Source organism: Pseudomonas sp. S09G 359 (assembly GCF_002843605.1).
In the GTDB taxonomy this organism is placed as follows: domain Bacteria; phylum Pseudomonadota; class Gammaproteobacteria; order Pseudomonadales; family Pseudomonadaceae; genus Aquipseudomonas.
Genome location: NZ_CP025263.1, coordinates 6,736,789 through 6,760,700, shown reverse-complemented (window position 1 = coordinate 6,760,700; position 23,912 = coordinate 6,736,789). Strand labels below are relative to the sequence as shown.

Here is a 23,912-nt window from a genome sequence, read left to right as displayed (position 1 = left end):
TCATGGATATTAAACGCACGATCCTGATCGTCGCCCTGGCAATCGTGTCCTACGTCATGGTTCTTAAGTGGAACCAGGACTACGGCCAAGCTGCCCTGCCGACTCAGAATGTTGCTGCCAATGCTGTTCCTGCGGGGCTACCCGACACAGTGAGTGGCACCAATACTGCCGCCAGTGATGACATTCCACGTGCAGCGGGTGAGACAAACGCACCTGCCGAAGTTGCAGTTGCCGCAAGCACCGACCTCATCCAGATCAAAACGGATGTATTGGACCTGGCTATCGACCCGCAAGGTGGTGACGTTGCCAAACTGACACTTCCGCTGTACCCGCGCCGTCAGGATCACCCGGAAATTCCATTCCAGTTGTTCGATAACGGTGGCGAACGTGTTTACCAGGCGCAAAGTGGCCTGATCGGCACCAATGGTCCCGATGCAAGTGCTACCGGCCGTCCGATTTTCTCTGCTGACAAGAAGAGCTATCAACTGGCCGATGGCCAGGACCAACTGGTTGTTGACTTGAAGTTCAGCAAGGACGGCGTCAACTACATCAAGCGCTTCACACTCAAGCGTGGCCTGTACGACATCGTTGTCACTTATCTGATCGACAACCAGAGCGCTCAGCCTTGGACCGGCGCGATGTTTGCGCAGCTCAAGCGTGACGCCAGCTCCGATCCATCGTCCAGCACTGCAACCGGTACCGCGACTTACCTGGGCGCTGCCCTGTGGACAAGTTCGGAGCCGTACAAAAAAGTGTCCATGAAAGACATGGACAAGGTAGCCGAAGACAAAACCAAGGCGCCGATCACTTACAACGTGAGCGGTGGCTGGGTAGCCTGGCTGCAACACTACTTTGTAACCGCGTGGATTCCTCAGCCTGGCCAGAACAATGCTGTTTTGGCGCGCAAGGACAGCAAAGGCAACTACATCATCGGCTACACCGGCCCGGCGTTGACCGTCGCTCCAGGTGCCAAGGCTGAAACCAGCGCTACCCTGTACGCCGGCCCGAAAAGCCAGGCAGTACTGAAAGAGTTGTCCCCAGGTCTGGAACTGACTGTGGACTACGGCATTCTGTGGTTCATTGCCCAGCCGATTTTCTGGCTGCTGCAACATATCCACAGCATTGTGGGTAACTGGGGCTTCTCGATCATCTTCCTGACCATGCTGATCAAAGGGATCTTCTTCCCTCTGTCGGCTGCCAGCTACAAGTCGATGGCCCGCATGCGCGCCGTTGCACCGAAACTGGCTGCTCTGAAAGAGCAACATGGTGACGACCGGCAGAAAATGTCGCAGGCCATGATGGAGCTGTACAAGAAAGAGAAGATCAACCCGCTGGGTGGTTGCTTGCCGATTCTGGTACAGATGCCGGTGTTCCTGTCGCTGTACTGGGTACTCCTGGAAAGCGTGGAAATGCGCCAGGCCCCGTTCATGCTGTGGATAACTGACCTGTCGATCAAAGACCCGTTCTTTATCCTGCCGATCATCATGGGCGCTACCATGTTTATCCAGCAGCGCCTGAACCCGACTCCGCCGGACCCGATGCAGGCCAAGGTAATGAAAATGATGCCAATCATCTTCACCTTCTTCTTCCTGTGGTTCCCGGCTGGCCTGGTTCTGTACTGGGTGGTCAACAACGTGTTGTCGATCTCTCAACAGTGGTACATCACGCGTAAGATTGAAGCGGCTACCGCAAAAGCTGCGTCGTAACTTACTCTGTGGGTAACCACTCAAGACGCCCCCTAGTGGGGCGTTTTGCTTTCCGTCACTTTTGTTCTGGAACCTGCTGATGAGTGCTCCGCGTGAAACCATCGCTGCTGTCGCTACCGCTCAAGGTCGCGGCGGTGTCGGTATCGTTCGTATTTCCGGGCCGCTCGCCGGCAAGGCGGCCGAGGCCATCAGCGGCCGTGAATTGAAGCCGCGTTATGCCCATTACGGGCCGTTCCTGGATGCAGACAAAAGCGTATTGGACGAGGGCCTGGCGCTGTATTTCCCGGGGCCGAATTCATTCACCGGTGAAGACGTGCTGGAACTGCAGGGCCACGGCGGCCCGGTGGTACTGGATATGTTGCTGCAGCGTTGCCTGCAACTGGGTTGCCGCCTGGCGCGGCCGGGGGAGTTCAGCGAACGCGCATTTCTGAATGACAAACTCGACCTGGCCCAGGCCGAAGCCATTGCCGACTTAATCGAAGCCAGTTCCGCACAGGCAGCGCGCAATGCATTGCGCTCGCTGCAGGGAGCTTTTTCCCTGCGTGTGCATAACTTGACCGAGCAGCTGATCAGCCTGCGTATCTACGTGGAAGCAGCCATCGATTTCCCCGAAGAAGAAATCGACTTCCTCGCCGATGGTCACGTGCTGGCGATGCTGGACAAAGTCCGCGATGAGTTATCCACAGTCTTGCGTGAAGCCGGGCAGGGCGCGTTACTGCGCGATGGCATGACGGTGGTGATTGCCGGGCGGCCGAATGCGGGCAAATCCAGCTTGCTCAATGCCCTGGCGGGTCGTGAAGCGGCCATTGTCACCGAGATCGCCGGCACCACGCGGGATATCCTGCGTGAACATATCCACATCGACGGCATGCCGTTGCACGTGGTCGACACCGCCGGGTTGCGTGACACCGACGACCAAGTGGAAAAGATTGGCGTAGAACGCGCGCTCAAGGCTATCGGCGAAGCCGACCGTGTACTGCTGGTGGTGGATGCGACGGCGCCGGAGGCTGTGGATCCTTTTGCGCTGTGGCCGGAATTCCTCGAGCAACGGCCGGACCCGGCCAAAGTCACCTTGATCCGCAACAAAGCGGACCTGACCGGTGAAGCCATTGCCATGCAAACCAGCGAGGATGGCCATGTCACCATCAGCTTGAGTGCCAAGTCGGCGGGAGAGGGCCTGGAGTTGCTGCGCGAGCACCTCAAGGCCTGCATGGGCTACGAGCAGACCTCGGAAAGCAGCTTCAGCGCACGCCGCAGGCACCTGGAAGCGCTGCGCCATGCCAGCGCGGCCTTGGAGCACGGGCGGGCGCAACTGACCCTGGCGGGCGCCGGTGAGCTGCTGGCCGAGGATCTACGCCAGGCACAGCAGCTTTTGGGAGAAATCACCGGCGCGTTCAGCTCCGATGATTTGCTGGGCAGGATCTTTTCCAGCTTCTGCATCGGTAAGTAAGCGAGTTATCCACAACCGCTTACCAGTTGTAGGACACCGTACCGAGCAAGGTACGGCTGTCGCCCCAGTAGCAGCGCCCCGCATCGTTGCAACCGGCTACGTATTCCTTGTCGAACAGGTTCTTGGCGTTCAGATCCAGCGACCAGTGCTTGTCTAGCTGGTAGCCAATGGACGCATCTACCAACGTGACGCTTCCGGCGTCCAACTTTCCGTACAGCGAAGGCGCTGTGTAGGAAAAGGTACTGTCGAAATAACGTACGCCGCCGCCCAGGGACAAGCCCTTGAGCTGACCATCGAGGAAGCGGTATTTGCCCCACACCGACGCCTGGTTGCGCGGCACGCCGGTCATCTGATGCCCTTCGACCAGCGACGTGGCGGAATCCTTGGTAATCCGTGCGTCGGTGTAGGTGTAGGCCGCCGTAACGTTCAGGTTAGGCGTCAAGTTGCTGTTGATTTCAGCTTCAACACCTTTGGCGCGGCTTTCACCGACCTGGCGATAGCTGTTGGTGGTGGCGTCGAGGTAGGTGTCGTCCTCTTTGCGCAGGTCATACACAGAGAGTGTCATCGCCGTATCCCAGCCGACGGGCTCGTACTTCACGCCCACTTCGTACTGGCTACTGGTGATCGGCTTCAGCGGCGCGCCGGCGTTGGAGATCTGTTGCACCGGGACAAACGCGGTGGAATAGCTGACATACGGCGTGAGGCCGTTGTCGAACTGATACATCACCCCGCCCTGGTAGGTGAACTTGCGATCCTCGGAGCCGATATCGCTGGCCGGTTTCACTTTGTCGCGGAAATCGCTGTCGACCCAATCCTGGCGGCCGCCAAGCAGGAACAGCCAGTGGTCATACTTGCTCTGGAGCTGTGCATAAACACCTTTCATCTGCTGTTCGAGCAAGGTGTTTTGCACCGCCACCGGGGTCAGTGGGTCACGCAGGTACACAGGGTTATACACATTGATGGTGCCGGCGAAACCCGCGTCCCAGTCCTGGTTGAACGAGGTACGGTCGTAGCTGGCCCCCAACAGCACGGTGTTTTCCAGGCCACCGACCTGGAATTTTCCTTCAAGCTGGTTATCCAGGGAGTACACCATCGACTTGTTGTAGCGATCGTAGGCGGTCATGTTCAGTTGCGTGCCGAAGCCGCCGTTATTCAGCACCCCCGGCCAGGTTTCATGGCGGTTGATGCGTGACTGCATATAGCGCGAGTTCTGGCGGAACTGCCAATCGTCATTGAAGCTGTGGCTGAATTCGTAGCCAGTGCTCCAGGCTTCGCGTTCGAAGGTATTCCAGTCCGGGTCACCGAGCATGGTGTGCTTGGACAGCTTGCCATTGGGATTGCTGAGCAAGGTACCCGCGGCAGGTAGGCCGAGTTCCAGGTTGGTGTGGTCTTTCTGGTAATTGGCCAACAGCGTGAGGGTGTTGTAATCGTCGAAGTTCAGGGTCAAGGACGGGGCGATATAGAGGCGATCGTCCGGGACGTGATCGGTCTGTGTGTCTGACTTGCGCCCCAACATCACCACGCGGCCAAGGATGTTGTCGTTATCATTGAGTGGGCCGGAGATATCCACACCCAGCTGGCGCCGGTTGTTCGAACCGTAACCCAGCTGCACCTCACCTTGTGGAGTGGCTGTGGGATGTTTGCTGACCAGGTTCACCAGCCCGCCCGGTGCGTTTTCCCCGTAGAGCAGGGAAGAAGGCCCACGGAAAATCTCGACGCGCTCCAGGCCGTAAGGCTCACTGGTCGTGTCGTACCGGTTGCCCTGTACGCGTAGGCCATCACGCAGTAGGCCGTAGCCGTAATCGGTGGCATTGAAACCGCGGATGAAGAACAGATCACCGGCGAGGCTGTCACCGGCGGCGAAGGGCGGCGCGAAAATACCCGGCACATAACCCAATACTTCGGTCAGGGTCTGGGACTTCTGGTCCTTGATACGCTGGCCAGTGACCACGGATACCGAACGCGGCGTTTCCGACAGCGGCGTGCTGGTCTTGGTACCGATGCGGCTGTTTTGCGCCTTGTAGCCCACATCTCCCGCGATCTCCTGGTTGAACCCGGCCTGTTGATAAGTACTCACCGTAGTAGGGGCAAGCGTGAGTTCTCCAGCCGGAGCCGCCTGTAACACATAGCTGCCAGGGGCTTGGATGACGGCCTGCAACCCCGAGTCTTGCAGCAGCAGCGCGAAGCCTTGCTCCACCGAATAGTCCCCCTCCAACCCTGGCGTGTTCAAACGCGCGGTCTGTTGGGGCGAAAAGGACAGAATCACATTGGCCCGCGCGGCAAATTGGCTCAACGCGTGGTCCAGCGGGCCCGGCCCAATGGCGTAGTGCGCGGCCATAGCAGGGGTCGAAACCAATACACCGCTGGCGCTTGCGAGCAGGAGCCCGTAAGTCATGCCGTGGCAAGAGAGTCGTTGGCGAAGCTTGGTAGGAAGGCGCATAGGTCGGTAAGCCCTGAAGGTAGCGTCGTAATTACCTGTAGGGCCGTGTCAGGTAGAAAAAAGATAACCCCCCTGTGGATTATTTTTATGCTCAACCGGCGTGCTTCACCGACACCCAATAACGGGTGAAATATTTCACCTCGATCGGCAGGGTCGCTTGCAGGTTGGCCAGCACCGCTTCGGTAGCATCCAAGCGGAAGGTCCCGGACACACGCAACCGTGCCGAAGCCAGATCACACTGCAGCACACCCGGGCGATAGCGGGCGAGTTCGTCGATAACATCCCCAAGCCGGGCGTCCAGTACGATCAGTTGCCCGTCGACCCAGGCCGCCTGCGCACCGTCATAGAGATGGTTGGGCCCGACATTTCGGCGATCGAAGTCAGCACTTTCACCCGCGCTGAGTAGCCGGCCGCGATCGGGTTGATCGGCGGGGGATACCTCTACCCGATCCTCCAGAACACCTACACGCGTGGCATCCGCCAGCTGACGCACCGTAAACCGCGTGCCCAATGCCTGGATTCGGCCCTGGCGGGTTTCGACATAGAACGGCGTTTGCCCACCGGACTTGCCGGTGTGGATAAGTACCTCGCCTTCGCGCAGGCGGATCAGACGTTGGTGCCCATCGAACACCACATCAATCGCGGTGTTGCTGTTGAGATCAACCCGTGTGCCATCGGCCAACTCGAGATGCCGGCGTTTACCCACAGGGGTGCGGTAGTCGGCCCACACATTGCCCAAGGAAGTATGTTGCTGAACATTCCAACCCAGGTAGCCGGTGCCGCCGAGTACCAGCATCCACTTGAGTACCTGGCGACGTTGTTGCGTGGTCGACAATGCGCGGCGGGTGAAGTCCTGAGGCATGGCCCCCAGGCTGCGTTGCAATTGTTCCATCTGGTTCCATGCCGCCTGGTGGGACGGATCGCCATTGAGCCATTGTTGCCAGGCATGGCGCTCGGCCGGTGTAGGCGGCTGGGATTGAAATTGTACGTACCAGGTGGCGGCCGCCTCGAAAGTCTTGCGATCAGGGGCGGCCATTACAGGCTGGCCATGATCAGCGAACATTCGGTCAGGGCGCGGACCATGTGCTTCTTCACCGTGGTCAGTGATACCTGCAGTTGGTCGGCGATCTGTTGATAAGTCAGGCCGTCGATCTGCGAGAGCATGAAGATCCGCCGTGCGCGTTCCCCAAGGCCGGCGAGGGCTTTATCCACAGCCACCAGGGTTTCGATGATGATCGCCTTGTCTTCTTCGCTGATGGCCGTGGCTTCAGGCCGCTCTGCCAATGTCTGCAGGTAGGCCTGTTCAATCGCGTGTCGCCGGTAACGGTCGATCACCAGGCCCCTGGCGATGGTTGCCAGATAGTCCCGCGGCTCCAGGATCTGCGCCGCATGGCGGCCACAGAGGATGCGCACGAACGTATCGTGCGCCACATCAGCCGCATCGCAGGCGTTATGCAATTTACCTTTGAGCCACCCGTGCAGCCACGAATGGTGCTGTTCATAGATGTGCTGGACCGCAGCCGTGTGTGAAGGAGGGGACATAGGGCATGACAAGGCAGGTTAATGATAATCGCTATTATTAACTGCCCTGTGGTTTTCTCACAATAGGGCTCTTTTTACCGCGCTCTCCACCGAGTCGACCGATATCGGTGGTGTCGTCGTGGGCGAAATTCGGCTTTTCTGTGGATTAAGCCCTGTGAATAACCGCCCCTGTGCCCAGTTGATAACAGGGCTTGAAACCTGAGTAAAAACCCCTCTGTGGATAAGCACCTGTTTAATCCACAGGCTTAAAGCACTTATCCAAGGGCCTCATTGGCACATGACCACAGACTTTTGAATCGCTGTACACAACGTAAATAACGGCCTGTAGAGATCTATCCACAGAAACCATGCTCAGTAGAAATAAACATAAAAACAAAGATTTAATAAATTTCTCTCTTTTAATTTCTATTGTCCGTGATTCATCCACAGCTGGTTAAATTTTGTGCAAAGGGTTCTTTAGGAAGGGCTAAGTCCCTATACTTGCCGCCAAAGCTCTAAAACTCTTTCAACAAACAATTCCTGATTACCTACATAAGCAGGCACGAGGTGCGTGGTGGATTTCCCTTCCCGTTTTGAAGTGATCGTCATCGGCGGCGGTCATGCCGGTACCGAGGCAGCACTGGCGTCAGCACGCATGGGCGTAAAAACCCTGTTGCTGACGCATAACGTGGAAACCCTCGGTGCCATGAGTTGCAACCCTGCTATCGGTGGGATTGGCAAAAGCCATCTGGTCAAGGAAATCGATGCCCTTGGCGGCGTCATGGCCATGGCCACCGACAAAGGTGGTATTCAATTTCGCGTGCTCAACAGCCGCAAAGGCCCGGCCGTGCGGGCTACCCGGGCACAAGCTGACCGCATCCTGTACAAGGCAGCGGTACGCGAAACCCTGGAAAACCAGCCGAACCTGTGGATATTTCAACAAGCAGCCGATGACCTGATCGTCGAACAGGACGTGGTGAAGGGCGTTGTCACGCAAATGGGTCTGCGCTTCTTCGCAGAATCCGTGGTGTTGACCACCGGTACGTTCCTGGGTGGACTTATCCACATCGGCATGCAGAACTATTCCGGTGGTCGCGCCGGTGATCCGCCGTCGATTGCCCTGGCAAAACGCCTGCGTGAATTGCCGCTGCGCGTCGGTCGCCTGAAAACCGGGACGCCGCCGCGTATCGACGGGCGTTCTGTGGATTTCTCGGTAATGACCGAGCAAGCCGGCGATACGCCGATCCCGGTGATGTCGTTCATGGGTTCCAAAGAACAGCACCCGAAACAGGTGAGCTGCTGGATTACCCACACGAATGCGCGCACCCACGAAATCATTGCCGCGAACCTCGACCGTTCGCCGATGTATTCCGGGGTGATCGAAGGCATTGGCCCGCGTTATTGCCCGTCGATCGAAGACAAGATCCACCGCTTTGCCGACAAGGAAAGCCACCAGGTCTTTATCGAACCCGAAGGTCTGACCACCCACGAGCTGTACCCGAACGGGATTTCCACTTCCCTGCCGTTCGACGTGCAGATCCAGATCGTGCAATCGATCCGTGGCATGGAAAACGCCCACATCGTGCGGCCGGGCTACGCCATCGAGTACGACTATTTCGACCCGCGCGACCTCAAATACAGCCTGGAAACCAAGGTGATCGGCGGTCTGTTCTTCGCCGGGCAAATCAACGGCACCACCGGTTATGAAGAAGCAGGCGCCCAAGGTTTGCTGGCCGGGACCAACGCTGCATTGCGTGCACAGGGCAAAGACAGCTGGTGCCCGCGTCGCGACGAGGCGTATATCGGCGTGTTGGTTGACGACCTGATTACCCTGGGTACCCAGGAACCGTACCGGATGTTCACCTCCCGGGCGGAATATCGCCTGATTCTGCGCGAAGACAACGCCGACCTGCGCCTGACCGAAAAAGGTCGCGAGCTGGGCCTGGTCGATGACGCGCGCTGGGCAGCGTTCTGCAAAAAACGCGAAAGCATCACCCTCGAAGAACAACGCCTGAAAAGTACCTGGGTACGCCCGGGCACCGAGCAGGGCGACGCGATTGCGGAAAAATTCGGCACGCCGCTGACCCACGAGTACAACCTGCTGAACCTGCTGTCCCGTCCGGAAATCGACTACGCTGGTCTGGTCGAAGTGACAGGCCAGGGCGCAGAAGACCCACAGGTCGCCGAGCAGGTCGAAATCAAGACCAAATACGCCGGTTACATTGACCGCCAACAGGACGAAATCGCTCGCCTGCGCGCCAGTGAAAACACCAAGCTGCCTGTGGATATCGACTACACCGGGATTTCCGGGTTGTCGAAAGAAATTCAAAGCAAGCTGGGGATAACTCGCCCGGAAACCTTGGGTCAGGCTTCACGTATCCCTGGCGTCACCCCGGCAGCCATTTCGCTGTTGATGATTCATTTGAAAAAACGCGGCGCGGGCCGTCAGTTGGAGCAAAGCGCTTGAGTTCGTTGGTCACCTCGCAACACGCCGAAGAGTTATCCACAGGTGCGCGCCAATTGGGCGTTGACCTGACCGAAGCCCAGCACGAGTTGCTGTTGGGCTATCTGGCCCTGTTGATCAAATGGAACAAGGCTTACAACCTCACTGCCGTGCGCGACCCCAATGAAATGGTGTCGCGTCATTTGCTCGACAGCCTCAGCGTAATGCCGTTTATTGAAAACGGTCGTTGGCTCGACGTCGGCAGCGGCGGCGGCATGCCTGGCATTCCATTGGCCATCCTGTTTCCCGAGTCGCAAGTGACCTGCCTGGACAGCAACGGCAAGAAAACCCGCTTCCTGACCCAGGTAAAACTCGAACTCAAGCTGGATAACCTCCAAGTTATCCACAGTCGCGTCGAAGCCTTCACGCCTGAACAGCCTTTCAACGGAATTGTTTCCCGGGCGTTCAGCAGCATGGAGAACTTCAGCAACTGGACCCGCCACCTCGGCGACCGCGACACCCGCTGGCTGGCAATGAAGGGCGTTCATCCAAGCGACGAGCTGTTAGCATTGCCGGCAGACTTCCACCTCGATAGCGAACACGCCTTGGCCGTACCCGGTTGCCAAGGCCAACGCCATCTGCTGATACTGCGCCGCACGGCATGATTGGGAACACAAGCAAGAATGGCTAAGGTATTCGCGATAGCGAACCAGAAAGGTGGCGTGGGTAAAACCACCACCTGCATCAACCTCGCAGCATCCCTGGTCGCGACCAAGCGCCGGGTGCTGTTGATCGATCTCGATCCACAGGGCAACGCCACCATGGGTAGCGGTGTGGATAAACACGGCCTGGAAAACTCGGTCTACGACTTGCTGATCGGCGAGTGCGACCTGGCCCAGGCCATGCATTTTTCCGAGCACGGCGGTTATCAACTGCTGCCGGCCAACCGCGATTTGACCGCGGCGGAAGTGGTGCTGCTGGAAATGCAGATGAAAGAAAGCCGTCTGCGCAGCGCCTTGGCGCCGATCCGCGAGAATTACGATTACATTCTGATCGACTGCCCGCCGTCGCTCTCGATGCTTACGCTGAACGCATTGGTGGCTGCCGATGGGGTGATTATCCCCATGCAGTGCGAGTACTTCGCGCTCGAAGGGCTCAGCGACCTTGTGGATAACATCAAGCGTATCGCCGAGTTGCTCAACCCGAACCTGCAGATCGAAGGCCTGTTGCGGACCATGTATGACCCGCGCCTGAGCCTGATGAACGACGTTTCGGCGCAGCTCAAGGAACACTTCGGCGACCAGTTATACGACACGGTGATCCCGCGCAACATCCGCCTGGCCGAAGCGCCAAGCTACGGGATGCCCGCGTTGGCTTATGACAAAACGTCGCGTGGCGCCATTGCCTACCTGGCGCTGGCCGGCGAGATGGTTCGCCGTCAACGCCGCAACTCACGCACCGCTGCAGCCCAGCCAACTTAAGGAATCCCCATGGCCGTCAAGAAACGAGGTCTAGGACGTGGACTGGATGCACTGTTGAGTGGTCCGACCGTCACATCGCTTGAAGAACAAGCGGTGCAGGCCGACGAGCGCGAGCTGCAGCACTTGCCTCTGGACCTGATCCAGCGCGGCAAATACCAGCCGCGCCGGGACATGGACCCCCAGGCGCTGGAAGAACTGGCCAACTCGATCAAGGCCCAAGGCGTGATGCAGCCGATCGTGGTGCGCCCGATTGGCGGCGGCCGTTTTGAGATCATCGCCGGCGAACGCCGCTGGCGTGCCAGCCAGCAGGCCGGCAAGGAAACCATCCCGGCGATGGTGCGCGATGTGCCGGATGAAACCGCCATCGCCATGGCGTTGATCGAAAACATCCAACGCGAAGACCTCAATCCGATCGAAGAAGCCATCGCGTTGCAGCGTTTGCAGCAGGAATTCCAGCTGACCCAGCAACAAGTGGCCGAGGCGGTGGGTAAATCCCGCGTGACGGTTTCCAACTTGCTGCGCCTGATCGCGCTGCCTGAAGTGATCAAGACCATGTTGTCCCACGGCGACCTGGAGATGGGCCACGCTCGGGCTTTGCTCGGTTTGCCGGAAAATCAACAGGTTGAAGGGGCGCGACACGTTGTCGCACGGGGGCTCACCGTTCGTCAGACCGAGGCCCTGGTTCGCCAGTGGCTCAGCGGTAAACCTGCACCGGTCGAAACGACCAAAACTGATCCGGATATTGCCCGCCTTGAGCAGCGCCTGGCCGAGCGCCTAGGCTCTGCGGTGCAAATTCGCCACGGCAAGAAAGGCAAAGGCCAATTGGTCATCGGTTATAACTCTCTCGATGAGCTTCAGGGCGTCCTTGCCCACATCCGCTGAAACATTTGCTTATGTAGCGCGTGATCGGAAATCACTACCCGGCAGTTGAATAGGGGCAGAACCGCCCCTATACTCTGCGCGCATTTTGTCGGCACAAATTATGCCAAGTTATTGATTTCCGGCAGCCGACCATTGAGGAGCAAGAGTGATGGAAACCCGCACGCCAAACACGTTGCCGTTCCATCGCTTGGCCGTTTTTCCGGTTTTATTGGCTCAATTTGTCATTTTGCTGATCGCCGCATTGGCGCTTTGGTATTGGCATGGAGTCGTAGCCGGATATTCAGGACTCTGCGGAGGCCTGATAGCCTTGCTGCCCAATATGTATTTTGCTCACAGGGCCTTTCGGTTTTCCGGCGCCCGAGCAGCCCAGGCTATCGTCCGGTCATTTTATGCCGGCGAGGCGGGGAAACTGATTTTGACGGCAGTGCTGTTTGCACTGACCTTTGCAGGTGTGAAGCCATTGGCGCCGCTGGCTGTATTCGGCGTCTTCGTGTTGACCCAACTGGTCAGCTGGTTCGCTCCCCTGCTAATGAAAACAAGACTTTCGAAACCTTAGGGCGTTTGAGGCAACCATGGCAGAAACAACCGCTTCGGGCTATATCCAGCACCACTTGCAGAACCTGACCTTCGGTCAGCTTCCCAACGGCGGCTGGGGCTTTGCCCACTCCGCAGCAGAGGCCAAAGAAATGGGCTTCTGGGCTTTCCACCTGGATACTCTGGGCTGGTCGGTCGCATTGGGTCTGATCTTCGTCCTGATTTTCCGCATGGCGGCAAAAAAGGCCACTTCCGGTCAACCAGGTGCCCTGCAGAACTTCGTTGAAGTACTGGTCGAATTCGTCGATGGCAGCGTGAAAGACAGCTTCCATGGCCGTAGCCCGGTGATTGCACCGCTGGCACTGACCATCTTCGTCTGGGTGTTCCTGATGAACGCCGTCGACCTGGTACCGGTCGACTGGATTCCTCAGCTGGCCATCCTGATCTCCGGCGACCACCACATTCCATTCCGTGCGGTTTCCACCACGGACCCTAACGCCACGTTGGGCATGGCCCTGTCGGTGTTCGCGTTGATCATTTTCTACAGCATCAAGGTCAAGGGTATCGGCGGCTTCATCGGCGAACTGACCCTGCACCCGTTCGGCAGCAAGAACATCTTTGTTCAAGCCCTGCTGATCCCGGTGAACTTCCTGCTGGAATTCGTCACCCTGATCGCCAAGCCGATTTCCCTGGCTCTGCGACTGTTCGGCAACATGTATGCCGGCGAACTGGTGTTCATTCTGATTGCTGTGATGTTCGGCAGCGGTCTGCTCTGGCTTAGCGGCCTGGGCGTGGTTCTGCAGTGGGCGTGGGCTGTGTTCCACATCCTGATCATCACCCTGCAGGCCTTTATCTTCATGATGCTGACCATCGTCTACCTGTCGATGGCACACGAAGAGAACCATTAAGACCAGTCTCGACTAGTCTGATGTCCTTCCCGGTGAAACGGGAAGGTGGCCCTACCGGGCTATGAAACGATTTGTTTTACCGCTTTAAAATCTAAAAAACCTAAACCATACGACGTAAAAGTCGGGAGGAAAGATGGAAACTGTAGTTGGTCTAACCGCTATCGCTGTTGCACTGTTGATCGGCCTGGGCGCCCTGGGTACTGCCATTGGTTTCGGCCTGCTGGGCGGCAAGTTCCTGGAAGGCGCAGCGCGTCAGCCAGAAATGGTTCCAATGCTGCAAGTTAAAATGTTCATCGTCGCCGGCCTGCTCGACGCCGTGACCATGATCGGCGTTGGTATCGCTCTGTTCTTCACCTTCGCGAACCCCTTCGTTGGTCAACTCGCTGGCTAATCACTCGAATTTTCGAGTGATTGGGGTGATGGACAACGAATGAGCGAGGTGTTGGCGTGAACATTAATGCAACCCTGATTGGCCAATCCGTTGCGTTCTTCATTTTTGTAGTGTTTTGCATGAAGTTCGTGTGGCCTCCGGTCATCGCGGCTTTGCACGAACGTCAGAAGAAGATCGCGGATGGTTTGGACGCTGCCAGCCGTGCAGCTCGCGACCTGGAGTTGGCCCAAGAGAAAGTGGGTCATCAACTGCGCGAAGCTAAAGCACAGGCAGCTGAAATCATTGAGCAAGCCAAGAAACGCGGTAACCAGATCGTCGAAGAGGCTGTTGATAAAGCCCGCGTCGAAGCTGACCGTGTGAAGGCTTCGGCTCATGCCGAGATCGAACAGGAACTGAACGGCGTCAAAGACGCGCTGCGTGCCCAACTGGGTGCTCTGGCGGTCGGCGGTGCTGAGAAGATCCTCGGTGCCACAATCGATCAAAACGCGCACGCGGAGCTGGTTAATAAACTGGCTGCTGAAATTTAAGCGAGGGCGATCATGGCAGAACTGACCACGTTGGCCCGACCTTACGCTAAGGCAGCCTTCGAGCACGCCCAGGCCCACCAGCAACTGGCCTCTTGGTCAGCCATGCTCGGCCTGGCTGCAGCAGTGTCGCAAGACGACACCATGCAGCGCGTGCTCAAGGCCCCGCGCCTGACGAGCGCAGACAAGGCCGCCACTTTTATTGAAGTGTGCGGCGACAAGTTTGATGTGAAAGTGCAGAACTTCATCCACGTCGTTGCCGAAAACGACCGTCTCCCGCTTTTGCCGGAGATCGCCGCTCTGTTCGACCTGTACAAGGCCGAAGCAGAGAAATCGGTAGACGTTGAAGTGACCAGTGCTTTTGCATTGAACCAAGAACAGCAAGACAAACTCGCCAAGGTTCTCAGTGCACGACTCAATCGGGAAGTGCGCCTGCAAGCTTCGGAGGACGCATCCCTGATTGGTGGTGTTGTTATCCGTGCCGGCGACCTGGTTATCGATGGCTCGATTCGCGGCAAAATCGCGAAACTTGCCGAAGCATTGAAATCTTGAGTTTGAAGGGGCAGCAGAGCAATGCAGCAACTCAATCCTTCCGAAATAAGTGAAATTATCAAGGGCCGCATCGACAAGCTCGATGTGACCTCCCAAGCCCGTAACGAAGGCACTGTCGTCAGCGTATCTGACGGCATCGTGCGGATTCACGGTCTGGCCGACGTAATGTACGGCGAGATGATCGAGTTTCCGGGCGGCGTCTACGGTATGGCCCTCAACCTGGAGCAAGACTCCGTAGGTGCCGTTGTATTGGGCTCCTACCAGTCTCTTGCCGAAGGCATGAGCGCCAAGTGCACAGGCCGCATCCTGGAAGTTCCGGTTGGTAAGGAACTGCTGGGTCGCGTAGTCGACGCACTGGGTAACCCTGTTGACGGCAAAGGTCCACTGGGCAACACCGAGACCGACGCGGTCGAGAAAGTTGCTCCAGGCGTGATCTGGCGTAAGTCGGTAGACCAGCCTGTACAGACTGGCTACAAGGCTGTCGATGCCATGATCCCGGTCGGCCGTGGCCAGCGTGAGCTGATCATCGGTGACCGTCAGATCGGTAAAACCGCTCTGGCGATCGACGCGATCATCAACCAGAAGAACAGCGGCATTTTCTGCGTCTACGTAGCCATTGGTCAGAAGCAATCGACCATCGCCAACGTGGTTCGCAAGCTGGAAGAAAACGGCGCCCTGGCCAACACGATCATCGTGGCTGCCAGTGCTTCGGAATCTCCTGCGCTGCAATTCCTGGCACCGTACTCCGGTTGCACCATGGGTGAATTCTTCCGCGACCGCGGTGAAGACGCGCTGATCGTTTATGACGATCTGTCCAAGCAAGCAGTGGCTTACCGCCAGATTTCCCTGCTGCTGCGCCGTCCACCAGGCCGTGAAGCTTACCCAGGCGACGTGTTCTATCTCCACTCCCGTCTGCTGGAGCGCGCATCCCGCGTTTCGGAAGAGTACGTAGAGAAGTTCACCAACGGCGCAGTGACCGGCAAAACCGGTTCCCTGACCGCACTGCCGATCATCGAAACCCAGGCTGGCGACGTTTCCGCGTTCGTTCCGACCAACGTGATTTCCATCACCGACGGTCAGATCTTCCTGGAATCGGCCATGTTCAACTCGGGCATCCGCCCAGCAGTGAACGCCGGTGTTTCGGTATCCCGTGTGGGTGGTGCCGCTCAGACCAAGATCATCAAGAAGCTCTCCGGTGGTATCCGTACCGCTCTGGCTCAGTACCGTGAACTGGCGGCATTCGCCCAGTTCGCTTCTGACCTGGACGAAGCGACCCGTAAGCAACTTGAGCATGGTCAGCGCGTTACCGAGCTGATGAAGCAGAAGCAATACGCCCCAATGTCGATCGCTGACATGGCGTTGTCGCTGTATGCCGCTGAGCGTGGGTTCCTGACCGACGTTGAAATCGCCAAGGTCGGCAGCTTTGAACAAGCGCTGATTGCTTACTTCAACCGCGATCACGCCGAATTGATGGCGAAGATCAACGTGAAGGGTGACTTCAATGACGATATCGACGCTGGCATGAAAGCCGGTATCGAGAAGTTCAAGGCCACCCAAACCTGGTAAGCCGCAGCGGGAGCCGCAAGGCTCCCGCTTGCTAACCTGATAGGTGTTACATGGCAGGCGCAAAAGAGATTCGCAGTAAGATTGCGAGCATCAAAAGCACGCAAAAAATTACCAGCGCCATGGAAAAAGTGGCGGTCAGCAAAATGCGCAAGGCACAAATGCGCATGGCTGCTAGCCGTCCTTATGCGGAGCGTATCCGCCAGGTAATTGGGCATCTGGCCAACGCCAACCCGGAATACCGCCACCCGTTCATGATCGACCGCGCCGTCAAGCGTGTGGGTTATGTGGTAGTGAGCAGTGACCGTGGTTTGTGCGGTGGTCTGAATACCAACCTGTTCAAGGCCCTGGTCAAGGACATGGCGGTAAACCGCGAAAACGGCGTCGAGATCGATCTGTGTGTTGTTGGTAGCAAGGGTGCGGCCTTTTTCCGCAACTTCGGCGGTAACGTCGTTGCAGCTATCAGCCACCTGGGTGAAGAGCCGTCGATCAATGATTTGATCGGCAGTGTGAAGGTGATGCTGGATGCATACCTGGAAGGCCGGATTGACCGCCTCTCCGTGGTATCCAACAAGTTCATCAACACCATGACCCAGCAGCCAACCGTGGAGCAATTGATTCCACTGGTGGCGACTCCGGATCAGGAACTCAAGCACCACTGGGACTACCTCTACGAACCAGACGCCAAAGAGCTGCTTGACGGCTTGATGGTGCGCTACGTGGAGTCGCAGGTGTACCAGGCGGTGGTCGAGAACAACGCAGCTGAACAAGCGGCGCGGATGATCGCGATGAAAAACGCTACCGATAACGCCGGTGATCTGATCAGCGATTTGCAGCTGATCTACAACAAGGCGCGTCAGGCTGCGATCACCCAAGAGATCTCGGAAATCGTCGGCGGCGCTGCCGCGGTTTAACGGTTCAAATATTCAGAGGATCCAGCTATGAGTAGCGGACGTATCGTTCAAATCATCGGCGCCGTTATCGACGTGGAATTTCCACGCGACAGCGTACCGAGCATCTACAACGCGCTGAAAGTACAAGGCGCGGACACTACTCTGGAAGTTCAGCAACAGCTGGGCGACGGCGTAGTGCGTACCATTGCGATGGGTTCCACCGAAGGCTTGAAGCGCGGTCTGGACGTTATCGACTCTGGCGCAGCCATCTCCGTACCGGTCGGTAAAGCGACCCTGGGCCGGATCATGGACGTACTGGGTAACCCAATCGACGAAGCTGGCCCGATCGACACCGAAGAGCGCTGGGGCATTCACCGTCCAGCACCTTCGTTCGCCGAACAAGCTGGCGGCAATGACCTGCTGGAAACCGGCATCAAGGTTATCGACCTGGTTTGCCCGTTCGCCAAGGGCGGTAAAGTTGGTCTGTTCGGTGGTGCCGGTGTAGGCAAAACCGTAAACATGATGGAACTGATCCGTAACATCGCCATCGAGCACAGCGGTTATTCCGTGTTCGCCGGTGTGGGTGAGCGTACCCGTGAGGGTAACGACTTCTACCACGAGATGAAGGACTCCAACGTTCTGGACAAAGTGGCACTGGTTTACGGTCAGATGAACGAGCCGCCGGGTAACCGTCTGCGCGTAGCACTGACTGGCCTGACCATGGCCGAGAAGTTCCGTGACGAAGGTAACGACGTTCTGCTGTTCGTCGACAACATCTACCGTTACACCCTGGCCGGTACTGAAGTATCCGCACTGCTGGGCCGTATGCCTTCGGCAGTAGGTTACCAGCCGACCCTGGCTGAAGAGATGGGCGTTCTGCAAGAACGTATCACTTCGACCAAGGAAGGCTCGATCACTTCGATCCAAGCGGTATACGTACCTGCGGATGACTTGACCGACCCGTCGCCAGCGACCACCTTCGCCCACTTGGACGCCACCGTCGTTCTGTCCCGTGACATCGCTTCCCTGGGTATCTACCCAGCGGTCGATCCACTCGACTCGACTTCGCGCCAGCTGGACCCGAACGTGATCGGCCAGGAGCACTACGACACCGCTCGCGGCGTTCAGTACGTGCTGCAGCGTTACAAAGAACTGAAGGACATCATCGCGATCCTGGGTATGGACGAGCTGTCGGAAGCCGACAAGCAGTTGGTAAACCGTGCTCGTAAGATCCAGCGCTTCTTGTCGCAGCCGTTCTTCGTGGCTGAAGTCTTCACCGGTGCCTCGGGTAAATACGTTTCCCTGAAAGACACCATTGCTGGCTTCAAAGGCATCCTCAACGGTGACTACGACCACCTGCCAGAACAAGCGTTCTACATGGTCGGCGGCATCGAAGAAGCGATCGAGAAAGCCAAGAAACTGTAATCCAAGCGCCCGGAAACGGGCGCTCATCAGGTTGAGGCAATCAGATGGCTATGACAGTCCATTGCGATATCGTCAGCGCGGAAGGGGAAATCTTCTCCGGTCTGGTAGAAATGGTGATTGCACACGGCGAACTCGGTGACCTGGGTATTGCCATGGGCCACGCGCCGTTGATCACCAGCTTGAAGCCAGGTCCGATCACGCTGACCAAGCAAGGCGGGGAACGTGAGGTGTTTTACATCTCCGGTGGTTTCCTCGAGGTTCAGCCGAACATGGTCAAGGTACTTGCCGACACCGTGCAACGTGCTGGCGACCTGGATGAAGCCTCCGCTCAGGAAGCCGTCAAGGCTGCTGAGAAGGCCCTGAACGAAAAGGGTGCGGACTTCGACTACAGCGCTGCTGCTGTACGTCTGGCCGAGGCTGCAGCCCAGCTGCGCACGCTCCAGCAGATCCGCAAGAAGTAAGCGGCCACGCCGTCATGCTTCATGCGCGATTGATTAAAAAGGGTAGCCTCGGCTACCCTTTTTCTTTTTAAGCAAAACACTTCTCTGGTCTGAAGCCGGACCGCCCAGGATTGGTAGCCATTCATGTCTCTTGAAATCGTCATTCTCGCCGCAGGCCAGGGCACCCGCATGCGTTCGGCCTTGCCCAAGGTACTGCACCCGGTTGCCGGCAACTCCATGCTTGGCCATGTTATCCACAGCGCCCGGCAGTTGAGCCCGCAGCGTATCCACGTGGTGATCGGCCATGGTGCCGACGTGGTCCGTGAACGCCTTGCGGCGGATGACCTGAATTTCGTGCTGCAAGACAAACAACTCGGCACCGGCCACGCCACGGCCCAAGCCGTGCCGTTCATCAGCGCCGACACCGTGCTGATCCTCTACGGCGACGTCCCGCTGATTGAAGTGGAAACCCTGCAACGCCTGCTCAAGCACGTGGTGCCGGGCCAGATGGGCCTGCTCACCGTTGAGCTGGACGACCCCACCGGCTACGGCCGCATAGTGCGCACGGCCGACGGCAAGGTCGCGGCCATCGTCGAGCACAAAGACGCCAGCGACGCCCAACGCGCCATCACCGAGGGCAACACCGGCATTCTCGCCGTCCCGGCCAATAAGCTCGCCGACTGGATGAGCCGTCTGTCCAACAACAACGCCCAGGGTGAGTACTACCTCACCGATGTCATCGAGATGGCCGTGAGTGACGGCCTGCTGGTCGCCACCGAGCAGCCCCACGACCCGATGGAAGTGCAGGGCGCCAACGACCGCAAGCAGCTTGCCGAGCTTGAGCGTCACTACCAACTTCGCGAAAGCCGCCGTTTGATGGCCCAGGGCGTGACCCTGCGCGACCCGGCCCGTTTCGACGTACGCGGTGAAGTCACCGTGGGCCGCGACGTGCTGATCGACATCAACGTGATCCTCGAAGGCCGCGTGATCATCGAAGACGACGTGGTGATCGGCCCGAACTGCGTGATCAAGGACAGCACCCTGCGCAAGGGCGTGGTGGTCAAGGCCAACAGTCATATCGACGGTGCCGTGATGGGCGAGGGCAGCGACGCCGGGCCGTTTGCGCGGTTGCGTCCGGGCAGCGTGTTGGAGGCCAAGGCCCATGTGGGTAACTTTGTCGAACTGAAAAACGCCCACCTCGGTGAAGGCGCCAAGGCCGGCCACCTGACTTACCTGGGCGATGCCGTCATCGGTGCGCGCACCAACATCGGCGCCGGCACCATCACCTGCAACTACGATGGCGCCAACAAACACGTGACTGTGCTGGGCGAAGATGTGTTCATCGGCTCCAATAACTCGCTGGTTGCGCCCGTGAAGGTCGGCGACGGCGCCACCACGGCGGCCGGTTCCACCATCAATCAGGATGTGGATAACTTGCAGTTGGGCGTGGCCCGCGCCCGCCAACGCAACATCGACGGCTGGAAACGCCCGGTAAAAATCAAAAAAACCTGAGTTATCCACAATCAATGTGGGAGGGGGCTTGCCCCCGATGGCGGTAGATCAGTCAGCTTATGTATCGACTGACACTCTGCTACCGGGGGCAAGCCCCTTCCCACATTTGCTGCGTGGTGGGCTTAAAAATTTATCCGCCCCGCTTGACGATCTTTCACCAATAGGTTTTGATTGCCTTCGTTATCTTTCGAAACGAAACTTATCATCACCATGTCGAAACGAAATACACCCCAACGTCGCCACAACATCCTCGCCTTGCTCAATGAGCAGGGCGAAGTCAGCGTGGACGAATTGGCCAAGCGTTTCGAAACCTCGGAAGTGACCATCCGCAAGGACCTGGCCGCCCTCGAAAGCAATGGCCTGCTGCTACGCCGCTACGGCGGTGCCATCACCATGCCGCAGGAACTGGTCGGCGACGCTGCCCAGCCCGTTTCGGCCTACAAGCGCGCCATCGCGCGCGCTGCTGTGACGCGTTTACGTGAGCATGCGCGCATCATCATCGACAGTGGCAGCACCACCGCGGCGATGATCCCCGAGCTGGGCCATCAGCCCGGCTTGGTGGTGATGACCAACTCCCTGCACGTGGCCAGCGCCTTGAGCGAACTCGAACACGAACCGGTGCTGCTGATGACCGGCGGCACTTGGGACCCGCATTCGGACTCGTTCCAGGGCCAGGTCGCCGAGCAGGTGCTACGGTCCTATGACTTTGACCAACTGTTTATCGGTGCCGACGGCATCGACTTGCAGCGCGGTACCACCACCTTCAATGAGCTGCTGGGCCTGAGCCGCGTGATGGCCGAGGTCGCCCGCGAAGTGGTGGTGATGGTCGAATCCGACAAGATCGGCCGCAAGATCCCCAACCTGGAACTGCCCTGGAGCAGCGTCCATACCCTGATTACCGATGATCGCCTGCCGCTTGAGGCCCGCGACCAGATCCAAGCCCGCGGCATTACGCTGATATGCGCGGCAATCATCTAGGAGAAAACCATGTGTGGAATTGTAGGCGCAGTCGCCGAACGTAACGTCACCGCCATTCTGCTTGAAGGCCTCAAGCGCCTGGAATACCGCGGCTACGACAGCGCCGGTGTGGCCGTTTTCACCAACGCCGGCAAGCTTGAGCGCATGCGTCGCCCGGGCAAGGTCAGCGAATTGGAGCAGGCCCTGGCCGGTGAGCCGCTGGTCGGTCGCCTCGGCATCGCCCACACCCGCTGGGCCACCCACGGTGCGCCGTGCGAACGTAACGCCCACCCGCATTTCTCCGGTGACTTGGCCGTGGTGCACAACGGCATCATCGAAAACCACGAAGTGCTGCGCGAACAGCTCAAAGGCCTGGGTTACGTGTTCACCTCGGACACCGACACCGAGGTCATCGCCCATCTGCTCAACCACAAGCTCAAGGACCTCGGTGACCTGACCGTCGCCCTCAAGGCTACTGTCAAGGAATTGCATGGCGCCTACGGCCTGGCCGTGGTCAGTGCCAGCCAACCAGACCGCGTCGTTGCTGCCCGCAGTGGCAGCCCGTTGGTCATCGGCCTGGGCCTGGGCGAGAACTTCCTCGCTTCCGACCAACTGGCCCTGCGCCAGGTGACCGACCGCTTTATGTACCTGGAAGAAGGTGATATCGCCGATATTCGCCGTGAAAGCGTGGCGATCTGGGACGTTAATGGCAATTCCGTCGAGCGCGAAGCCGTGCAATATCGCGACGGCGCCGAAGCTGCCGACAAGGGCGAGTACCGCCACTTCATGCTCAAGGAAATCCACGAGCAACCGGCTGTGGTACAGCGCACCCTGGAAGGTCGCCTGAGCCAGAACCAGGTGCTGGTCAACGCTTTCGGCCCGCAAGCCGCCGAGTTGTTCGCCAAAGTGCGCAATGTGCAGATTGTTGCGTGCGGCACCAGCTACCACGCCGGCATGGTTGCGCGTTACTGGCTGGAAGAGCTGGCCGGCATCCCCTGCCAGGTCGAAGTCGCCAGCGAATTCCGCTACCGCAAGGTAGTGGTGCAGCCCGATACACTGTTCGTAACCATCTCCCAATCCGGCGAAACCGCCGACACCCTGGCCGCCCTGCGCAACGCCAAGGAGTTGGGCTTCCTCGCCAGCCTGGCGATCTGCAACGTCAGCATCAGCTCCCTGGTGCGTGAATCCGACCTGACCCTGCTGACCCAGGCCGGTCGCGAAATCGGCGTGGCCTCCACCAAAGCCTTCACCACCCAGTTGGTTGGCCTGTTGTTGCTGACCCTGTCCCTGGGCCAGGTGCGTGGCACCTTGGCAGACGGCGTCGAAGCCCGACTGGTGGAAGAACTGCGCCGCCTGCCGACCCGCCTGGGTGAAGCCCTGGCGATGGACAGCGTGGTGGAAAAAGTCGCGGAACTGTTCGCCGACAAGAACCACACCCTGTTCCTCGGCCGTGGCGCGCAATACCCGGTGGCGATGGAAGGCTCGCTTAAACTCAAGGAAATTTCGTACATCCACGCCGAAGCCTACCCGGCCGGTGAGTTGAAGCACGGCCCCCTGGCCCTGGTGGATGACGACATGCCCGTGGTCACCGTTGCACCGAATAACGAACTGCTGGAAAAGCTCAAGTCCAACCTGCAGGAAGTGCGCGCCCGTGGTGGCCAACTGATCGTGTTCGCCGACGAAAAAGCCGGCATGACCAACGGCGAAGGCACCCACGTCATCAATATGCCGCACATCCACGACACCCTGTCGCCGATCCTCTACACCATCCCGCTGCAGCTGCTGTCGTACTACGTGGCCGTGCTCAAGGGCACCGACGTTGACCAGCCGCGCAACCTGGCGAAGTCGGTGACGGTGGAGTAATACGCCACACCCTGGAGGCCGCCTGGCCTCCAGGGCCCCTCGAAAGGATTCGACCGCGATGCACACCCCCTCAGAAATCCACCGACGCTTGAACAACCGCCGCTTCACCGTCGCCAGCAACACCCAAGGGCTTTCCGGTGCTGGCACGGTGTTTCATTACCTTGTCGACGGTGATGCCATTTCCGGCACCTACCAAGGCGGCCGAATCCGCCTGGGTAAGCAAGTCGGCCGGGTTACGGGCGTCGATACCATTGAGTTGCTGTTTCAGTGCCTCACGCTGGACGGTGAATTGCTGTCCGGCTGGTCGCGTGGGACGGTCGGTGTAGACCCTGCTGGGCTTACCACCCTGAGCTTCGAGTGGGGCTGGTTGTCGGGTGCCACTGGCGGTGGCGAGTCGAGCTACGTAGAGCTGTCCTCGCGTTAACCG

General features: G+C 58.5%; 22 protein-coding genes. 19 read left to right on the top strand and 3 right to left on the bottom strand.

Features of this window, described 5'->3' with window-relative positions:
• The first annotated feature begins 2 nt into the window (after positions 1–2).
• Together yidC and mnmE are read left to right on the top strand one after the other, a co-directional pair.
• Positions 3–1,706: a membrane protein insertase YidC gene (gene yidC / locus CXQ82_RS31155; protein ID WP_101265034.1), complete on the top strand. Its 1,704-nt coding sequence runs from the start codon at positions 3–5 to the stop codon at positions 1,704–1,706.
• Positions 1,707–1,785: 79 nt separating this feature from the next.
• Entirely contained in the window at positions 1,786–3,156 is a 1,371-nt protein-coding gene (gene mnmE / locus CXQ82_RS31150) for a tRNA uridine-5-carboxymethylaminomethyl(34) synthesis GTPase MnmE (RefSeq protein ID WP_101265032.1), read from the top strand.
• A 19-nt stretch (positions 3,157–3,175) separates the two neighbouring features.
• Here mnmE and CXQ82_RS31145 read toward each other — a convergent pair whose 3' ends face one another.
• The 3 genes from CXQ82_RS31145 to CXQ82_RS31135 all read right to left on the bottom strand — a co-directional run bounded on the left by CXQ82_RS31145 (position 3,176) and on the right by CXQ82_RS31135 (position 7,138).
• Positions 3,176–5,551, bottom strand: a complete 2,376-nt coding sequence (locus CXQ82_RS31145) for a TonB-dependent siderophore receptor (protein ID WP_371917333.1) — start codon at positions 5,549–5,551, stop codon at positions 3,176–3,178.
• A 136-nt stretch (positions 5,552–5,687) separates the two neighbouring features.
• Positions 5,688–6,632 carry a FecR domain-containing protein gene (locus CXQ82_RS31140; protein WP_101265028.1) on the bottom strand — a complete coding sequence of 315 codons (945 nt, stop codon included), beginning with the start codon at positions 6,630–6,632 and terminating at the stop codon, positions 5,688–5,690.
• Positions 6,632–7,138, bottom strand: a complete 507-nt coding sequence (locus CXQ82_RS31135) for a sigma-70 family RNA polymerase sigma factor (protein WP_101265026.1) — start codon at positions 7,136–7,138, stop codon at positions 6,632–6,634. Before CXQ82_RS31135 ends, CXQ82_RS31140 begins: the two co-directional genes overlap by 1 nt.
• Positions 7,139–7,691: 553 nt before the next feature.
• On the opposite strand from CXQ82_RS31135, the gene mnmG reads away from it, so the two are divergent.
• The 17 genes from mnmG to CXQ82_RS31045 all read left to right on the top strand — a co-directional run bounded on the left by mnmG (position 7,692) and on the right by CXQ82_RS31045 (position 23,909).
• Positions 7,692–9,584 (top strand): tRNA uridine-5-carboxymethylaminomethyl(34) synthesis enzyme MnmG, encoded by a 1,893-nt coding sequence (mnmG, locus tag CXQ82_RS31130; RefSeq protein ID WP_101273700.1) that lies wholly within the window; start codon positions 7,692–7,694, stop codon positions 9,582–9,584.
• Positions 9,581–10,225, top strand: coding sequence for a 16S rRNA (guanine(527)-N(7))-methyltransferase RsmG (gene rsmG, locus CXQ82_RS31125; RefSeq protein ID WP_101265024.1), 645 nt, complete (start codon positions 9,581–9,583; stop codon positions 10,223–10,225). Before mnmG ends, rsmG begins: the two co-directional genes overlap by 4 nt.
• Before the next feature lie 18 nt (positions 10,226–10,243).
• The gene (locus tag CXQ82_RS31120; protein WP_101265022.1) at positions 10,244–11,041 is read left to right on the top strand and encodes a ParA family protein; all 798 of its coding nucleotides are present in this window, start codon (positions 10,244–10,246) and stop codon (positions 11,039–11,041) included.
• Between the two features lie 9 nt (positions 11,042–11,050).
• Complete coding sequence (locus CXQ82_RS31115; RefSeq protein ID WP_101265020.1) at positions 11,051–11,923, top strand: ParB/RepB/Spo0J family partition protein; 873 nt, start codon at positions 11,051–11,053, stop codon at positions 11,921–11,923.
• A 148-nt stretch (positions 11,924–12,071) separates the two neighbouring features.
• Positions 12,072–12,479 carry a F0F1 ATP synthase subunit I gene (locus tag CXQ82_RS31110; RefSeq protein ID WP_010565865.1) on the top strand — a complete coding sequence of 136 codons (408 nt, stop codon included), beginning with the start codon at positions 12,072–12,074 and terminating at the stop codon, positions 12,477–12,479.
• A 16-nt stretch (positions 12,480–12,495) separates the two neighbouring features.
• Positions 12,496–13,365: a F0F1 ATP synthase subunit A gene (atpB, locus tag CXQ82_RS31105; protein WP_071485334.1), complete on the top strand. Its 870-nt coding sequence runs from the start codon at positions 12,496–12,498 to the stop codon at positions 13,363–13,365.
• 133 nt (positions 13,366–13,498) lie between these two features.
• Positions 13,499–13,756 (top strand): F0F1 ATP synthase subunit C, encoded by a 258-nt coding sequence (gene atpE, locus CXQ82_RS31100; RefSeq protein WP_002555987.1) that lies wholly within the window; start codon positions 13,499–13,501, stop codon positions 13,754–13,756.
• 56 nt (positions 13,757–13,812) lie between these two features.
• Positions 13,813–14,283, top strand: coding sequence for a F0F1 ATP synthase subunit B (locus tag CXQ82_RS31095; protein ID WP_101265018.1), 471 nt, complete (start codon positions 13,813–13,815; stop codon positions 14,281–14,283).
• Positions 14,284–14,295: 12 nt separating this feature from the next.
• Positions 14,296–14,832 carry a F0F1 ATP synthase subunit delta gene (locus tag CXQ82_RS31090; RefSeq protein ID WP_015886646.1) on the top strand — a complete coding sequence of 179 codons (537 nt, stop codon included), beginning with the start codon at positions 14,296–14,298 and terminating at the stop codon, positions 14,830–14,832.
• A 21-nt stretch (positions 14,833–14,853) separates the two neighbouring features.
• Positions 14,854–16,398, top strand: coding sequence for a F0F1 ATP synthase subunit alpha (gene atpA / locus CXQ82_RS31085; RefSeq protein ID WP_101273699.1), 1,545 nt, complete (start codon positions 14,854–14,856; stop codon positions 16,396–16,398).
• 50 nt (positions 16,399–16,448) lie between these two features.
• Complete coding sequence (atpG, locus tag CXQ82_RS31080; RefSeq protein ID WP_003233565.1) at positions 16,449–17,309, top strand: F0F1 ATP synthase subunit gamma; 861 nt, start codon at positions 16,449–16,451, stop codon at positions 17,307–17,309.
• A 27-nt stretch (positions 17,310–17,336) separates the two neighbouring features.
• Entirely contained in the window at positions 17,337–18,713 is a 1,377-nt protein-coding gene (gene atpD / locus CXQ82_RS31075) for a F0F1 ATP synthase subunit beta (protein WP_057725772.1), read from the top strand.
• Between the two features lie 44 nt (positions 18,714–18,757).
• The gene (locus CXQ82_RS31070; RefSeq protein WP_032885166.1) at positions 18,758–19,174 is read left to right on the top strand and encodes a F0F1 ATP synthase subunit epsilon; all 417 of its coding nucleotides are present in this window, start codon (positions 18,758–18,760) and stop codon (positions 19,172–19,174) included.
• A gap of 123 nt (positions 19,175–19,297) precedes the next feature.
• Positions 19,298–20,665: a bifunctional UDP-N-acetylglucosamine diphosphorylase/glucosamine-1-phosphate N-acetyltransferase GlmU gene (gene glmU / locus CXQ82_RS31060; RefSeq protein WP_101273697.1), complete on the top strand. Its 1,368-nt coding sequence runs from the start codon at positions 19,298–19,300 to the stop codon at positions 20,663–20,665.
• 210 nt (positions 20,666–20,875) lie between these two features.
• Positions 20,876–21,643 carry a DeoR/GlpR family DNA-binding transcription regulator gene (locus CXQ82_RS31055; protein WP_101273696.1) on the top strand — a complete coding sequence of 256 codons (768 nt, stop codon included), beginning with the start codon at positions 20,876–20,878 and terminating at the stop codon, positions 21,641–21,643.
• Positions 21,644–21,652: 9 nt separating this feature from the next.
• Entirely contained in the window at positions 21,653–23,485 is a 1,833-nt protein-coding gene (gene glmS, locus CXQ82_RS31050) for a glutamine--fructose-6-phosphate transaminase (isomerizing) (protein ID WP_101273695.1), read from the top strand.
• 58 nt (positions 23,486–23,543) lie between these two features.
• On the top strand, positions 23,544–23,909 hold the full coding sequence (locus tag CXQ82_RS31045) for a hypothetical protein (RefSeq protein ID WP_101273694.1): 366 nt from the start codon (positions 23,544–23,546) through the stop codon (positions 23,907–23,909).
• The last annotated feature ends 3 nt before the right edge of the window (positions 23,910–23,912 follow it).

Excerpts from the sequence above, each read along its gene's own strand:
- CXQ82_RS31135 (WP_101265026.1), bottom strand. The coding sequence starts at position 7,138 with ATGTCCCCTCCTTCACACACGGCTGCGGTCCAGCACATCTATGAACAG.
- CXQ82_RS31090 (WP_015886646.1), top strand. The coding sequence starts at position 14,296 with ATGGCAGAACTGACCACGTTGGCCCGACCTTACGCTAAGGCAGCCTTC.
- mnmE (WP_101265032.1), top strand. The coding sequence starts at position 1,786 with ATGAGTGCTCCGCGTGAAACCATCGCTGCTGTCGCTACCGCTCAAGGT.
- CXQ82_RS31070 (WP_032885166.1), top strand. The coding sequence starts at position 18,758 with ATGGCTATGACAGTCCATTGCGATATCGTCAGCGCGGAAGGGGAAATC.
- CXQ82_RS31115 (WP_101265020.1), top strand. The coding sequence starts at position 11,051 with ATGGCCGTCAAGAAACGAGGTCTAGGACGTGGACTGGATGCACTGTTG.
- CXQ82_RS31045 (WP_101273694.1), top strand. The coding sequence starts at position 23,544 with ATGCACACCCCCTCAGAAATCCACCGACGCTTGAACAACCGCCGCTTC.
- atpE (WP_002555987.1), top strand. The coding sequence starts at position 13,499 with ATGGAAACTGTAGTTGGTCTAACCGCTATCGCTGTTGCACTGTTGATC.
- glmU (WP_101273697.1), top strand. The coding sequence starts at position 19,298 with ATGTCTCTTGAAATCGTCATTCTCGCCGCAGGCCAGGGCACCCGCATG.
- CXQ82_RS31055 (WP_101273696.1), top strand. The coding sequence starts at position 20,876 with ATGTCGAAACGAAATACACCCCAACGTCGCCACAACATCCTCGCCTTG.
- yidC (WP_101265034.1), top strand. The coding sequence starts at position 3 with ATGGATATTAAACGCACGATCCTGATCGTCGCCCTGGCAATCGTGTCC.
- atpG (WP_003233565.1), top strand. The coding sequence starts at position 16,449 with ATGGCAGGCGCAAAAGAGATTCGCAGTAAGATTGCGAGCATCAAAAGC.
- CXQ82_RS31120 (WP_101265022.1), top strand. The coding sequence starts at position 10,244 with ATGGCTAAGGTATTCGCGATAGCGAACCAGAAAGGTGGCGTGGGTAAA.
- CXQ82_RS31110 (WP_010565865.1), top strand. The coding sequence starts at position 12,072 with ATGGAAACCCGCACGCCAAACACGTTGCCGTTCCATCGCTTGGCCGTT.
- atpB (WP_071485334.1), top strand. The coding sequence starts at position 12,496 with ATGGCAGAAACAACCGCTTCGGGCTATATCCAGCACCACTTGCAGAAC.
- CXQ82_RS31140 (WP_101265028.1), bottom strand. The coding sequence starts at position 6,632 with ATGGCCGCCCCTGATCGCAAGACTTTCGAGGCGGCCGCCACCTGGTAC.
- atpD (WP_057725772.1), top strand. The coding sequence starts at position 17,337 with ATGAGTAGCGGACGTATCGTTCAAATCATCGGCGCCGTTATCGACGTG.
- atpA (WP_101273699.1), top strand. The coding sequence starts at position 14,854 with ATGCAGCAACTCAATCCTTCCGAAATAAGTGAAATTATCAAGGGCCGC.
- CXQ82_RS31145 (WP_371917333.1), bottom strand. The coding sequence starts at position 5,551 with ATGACTTACGGGCTCCTGCTCGCAAGCGCCAGCGGTGTATTGGTTTCG.
- glmS (WP_101273695.1), top strand. The coding sequence starts at position 21,653 with ATGTGTGGAATTGTAGGCGCAGTCGCCGAACGTAACGTCACCGCCATT.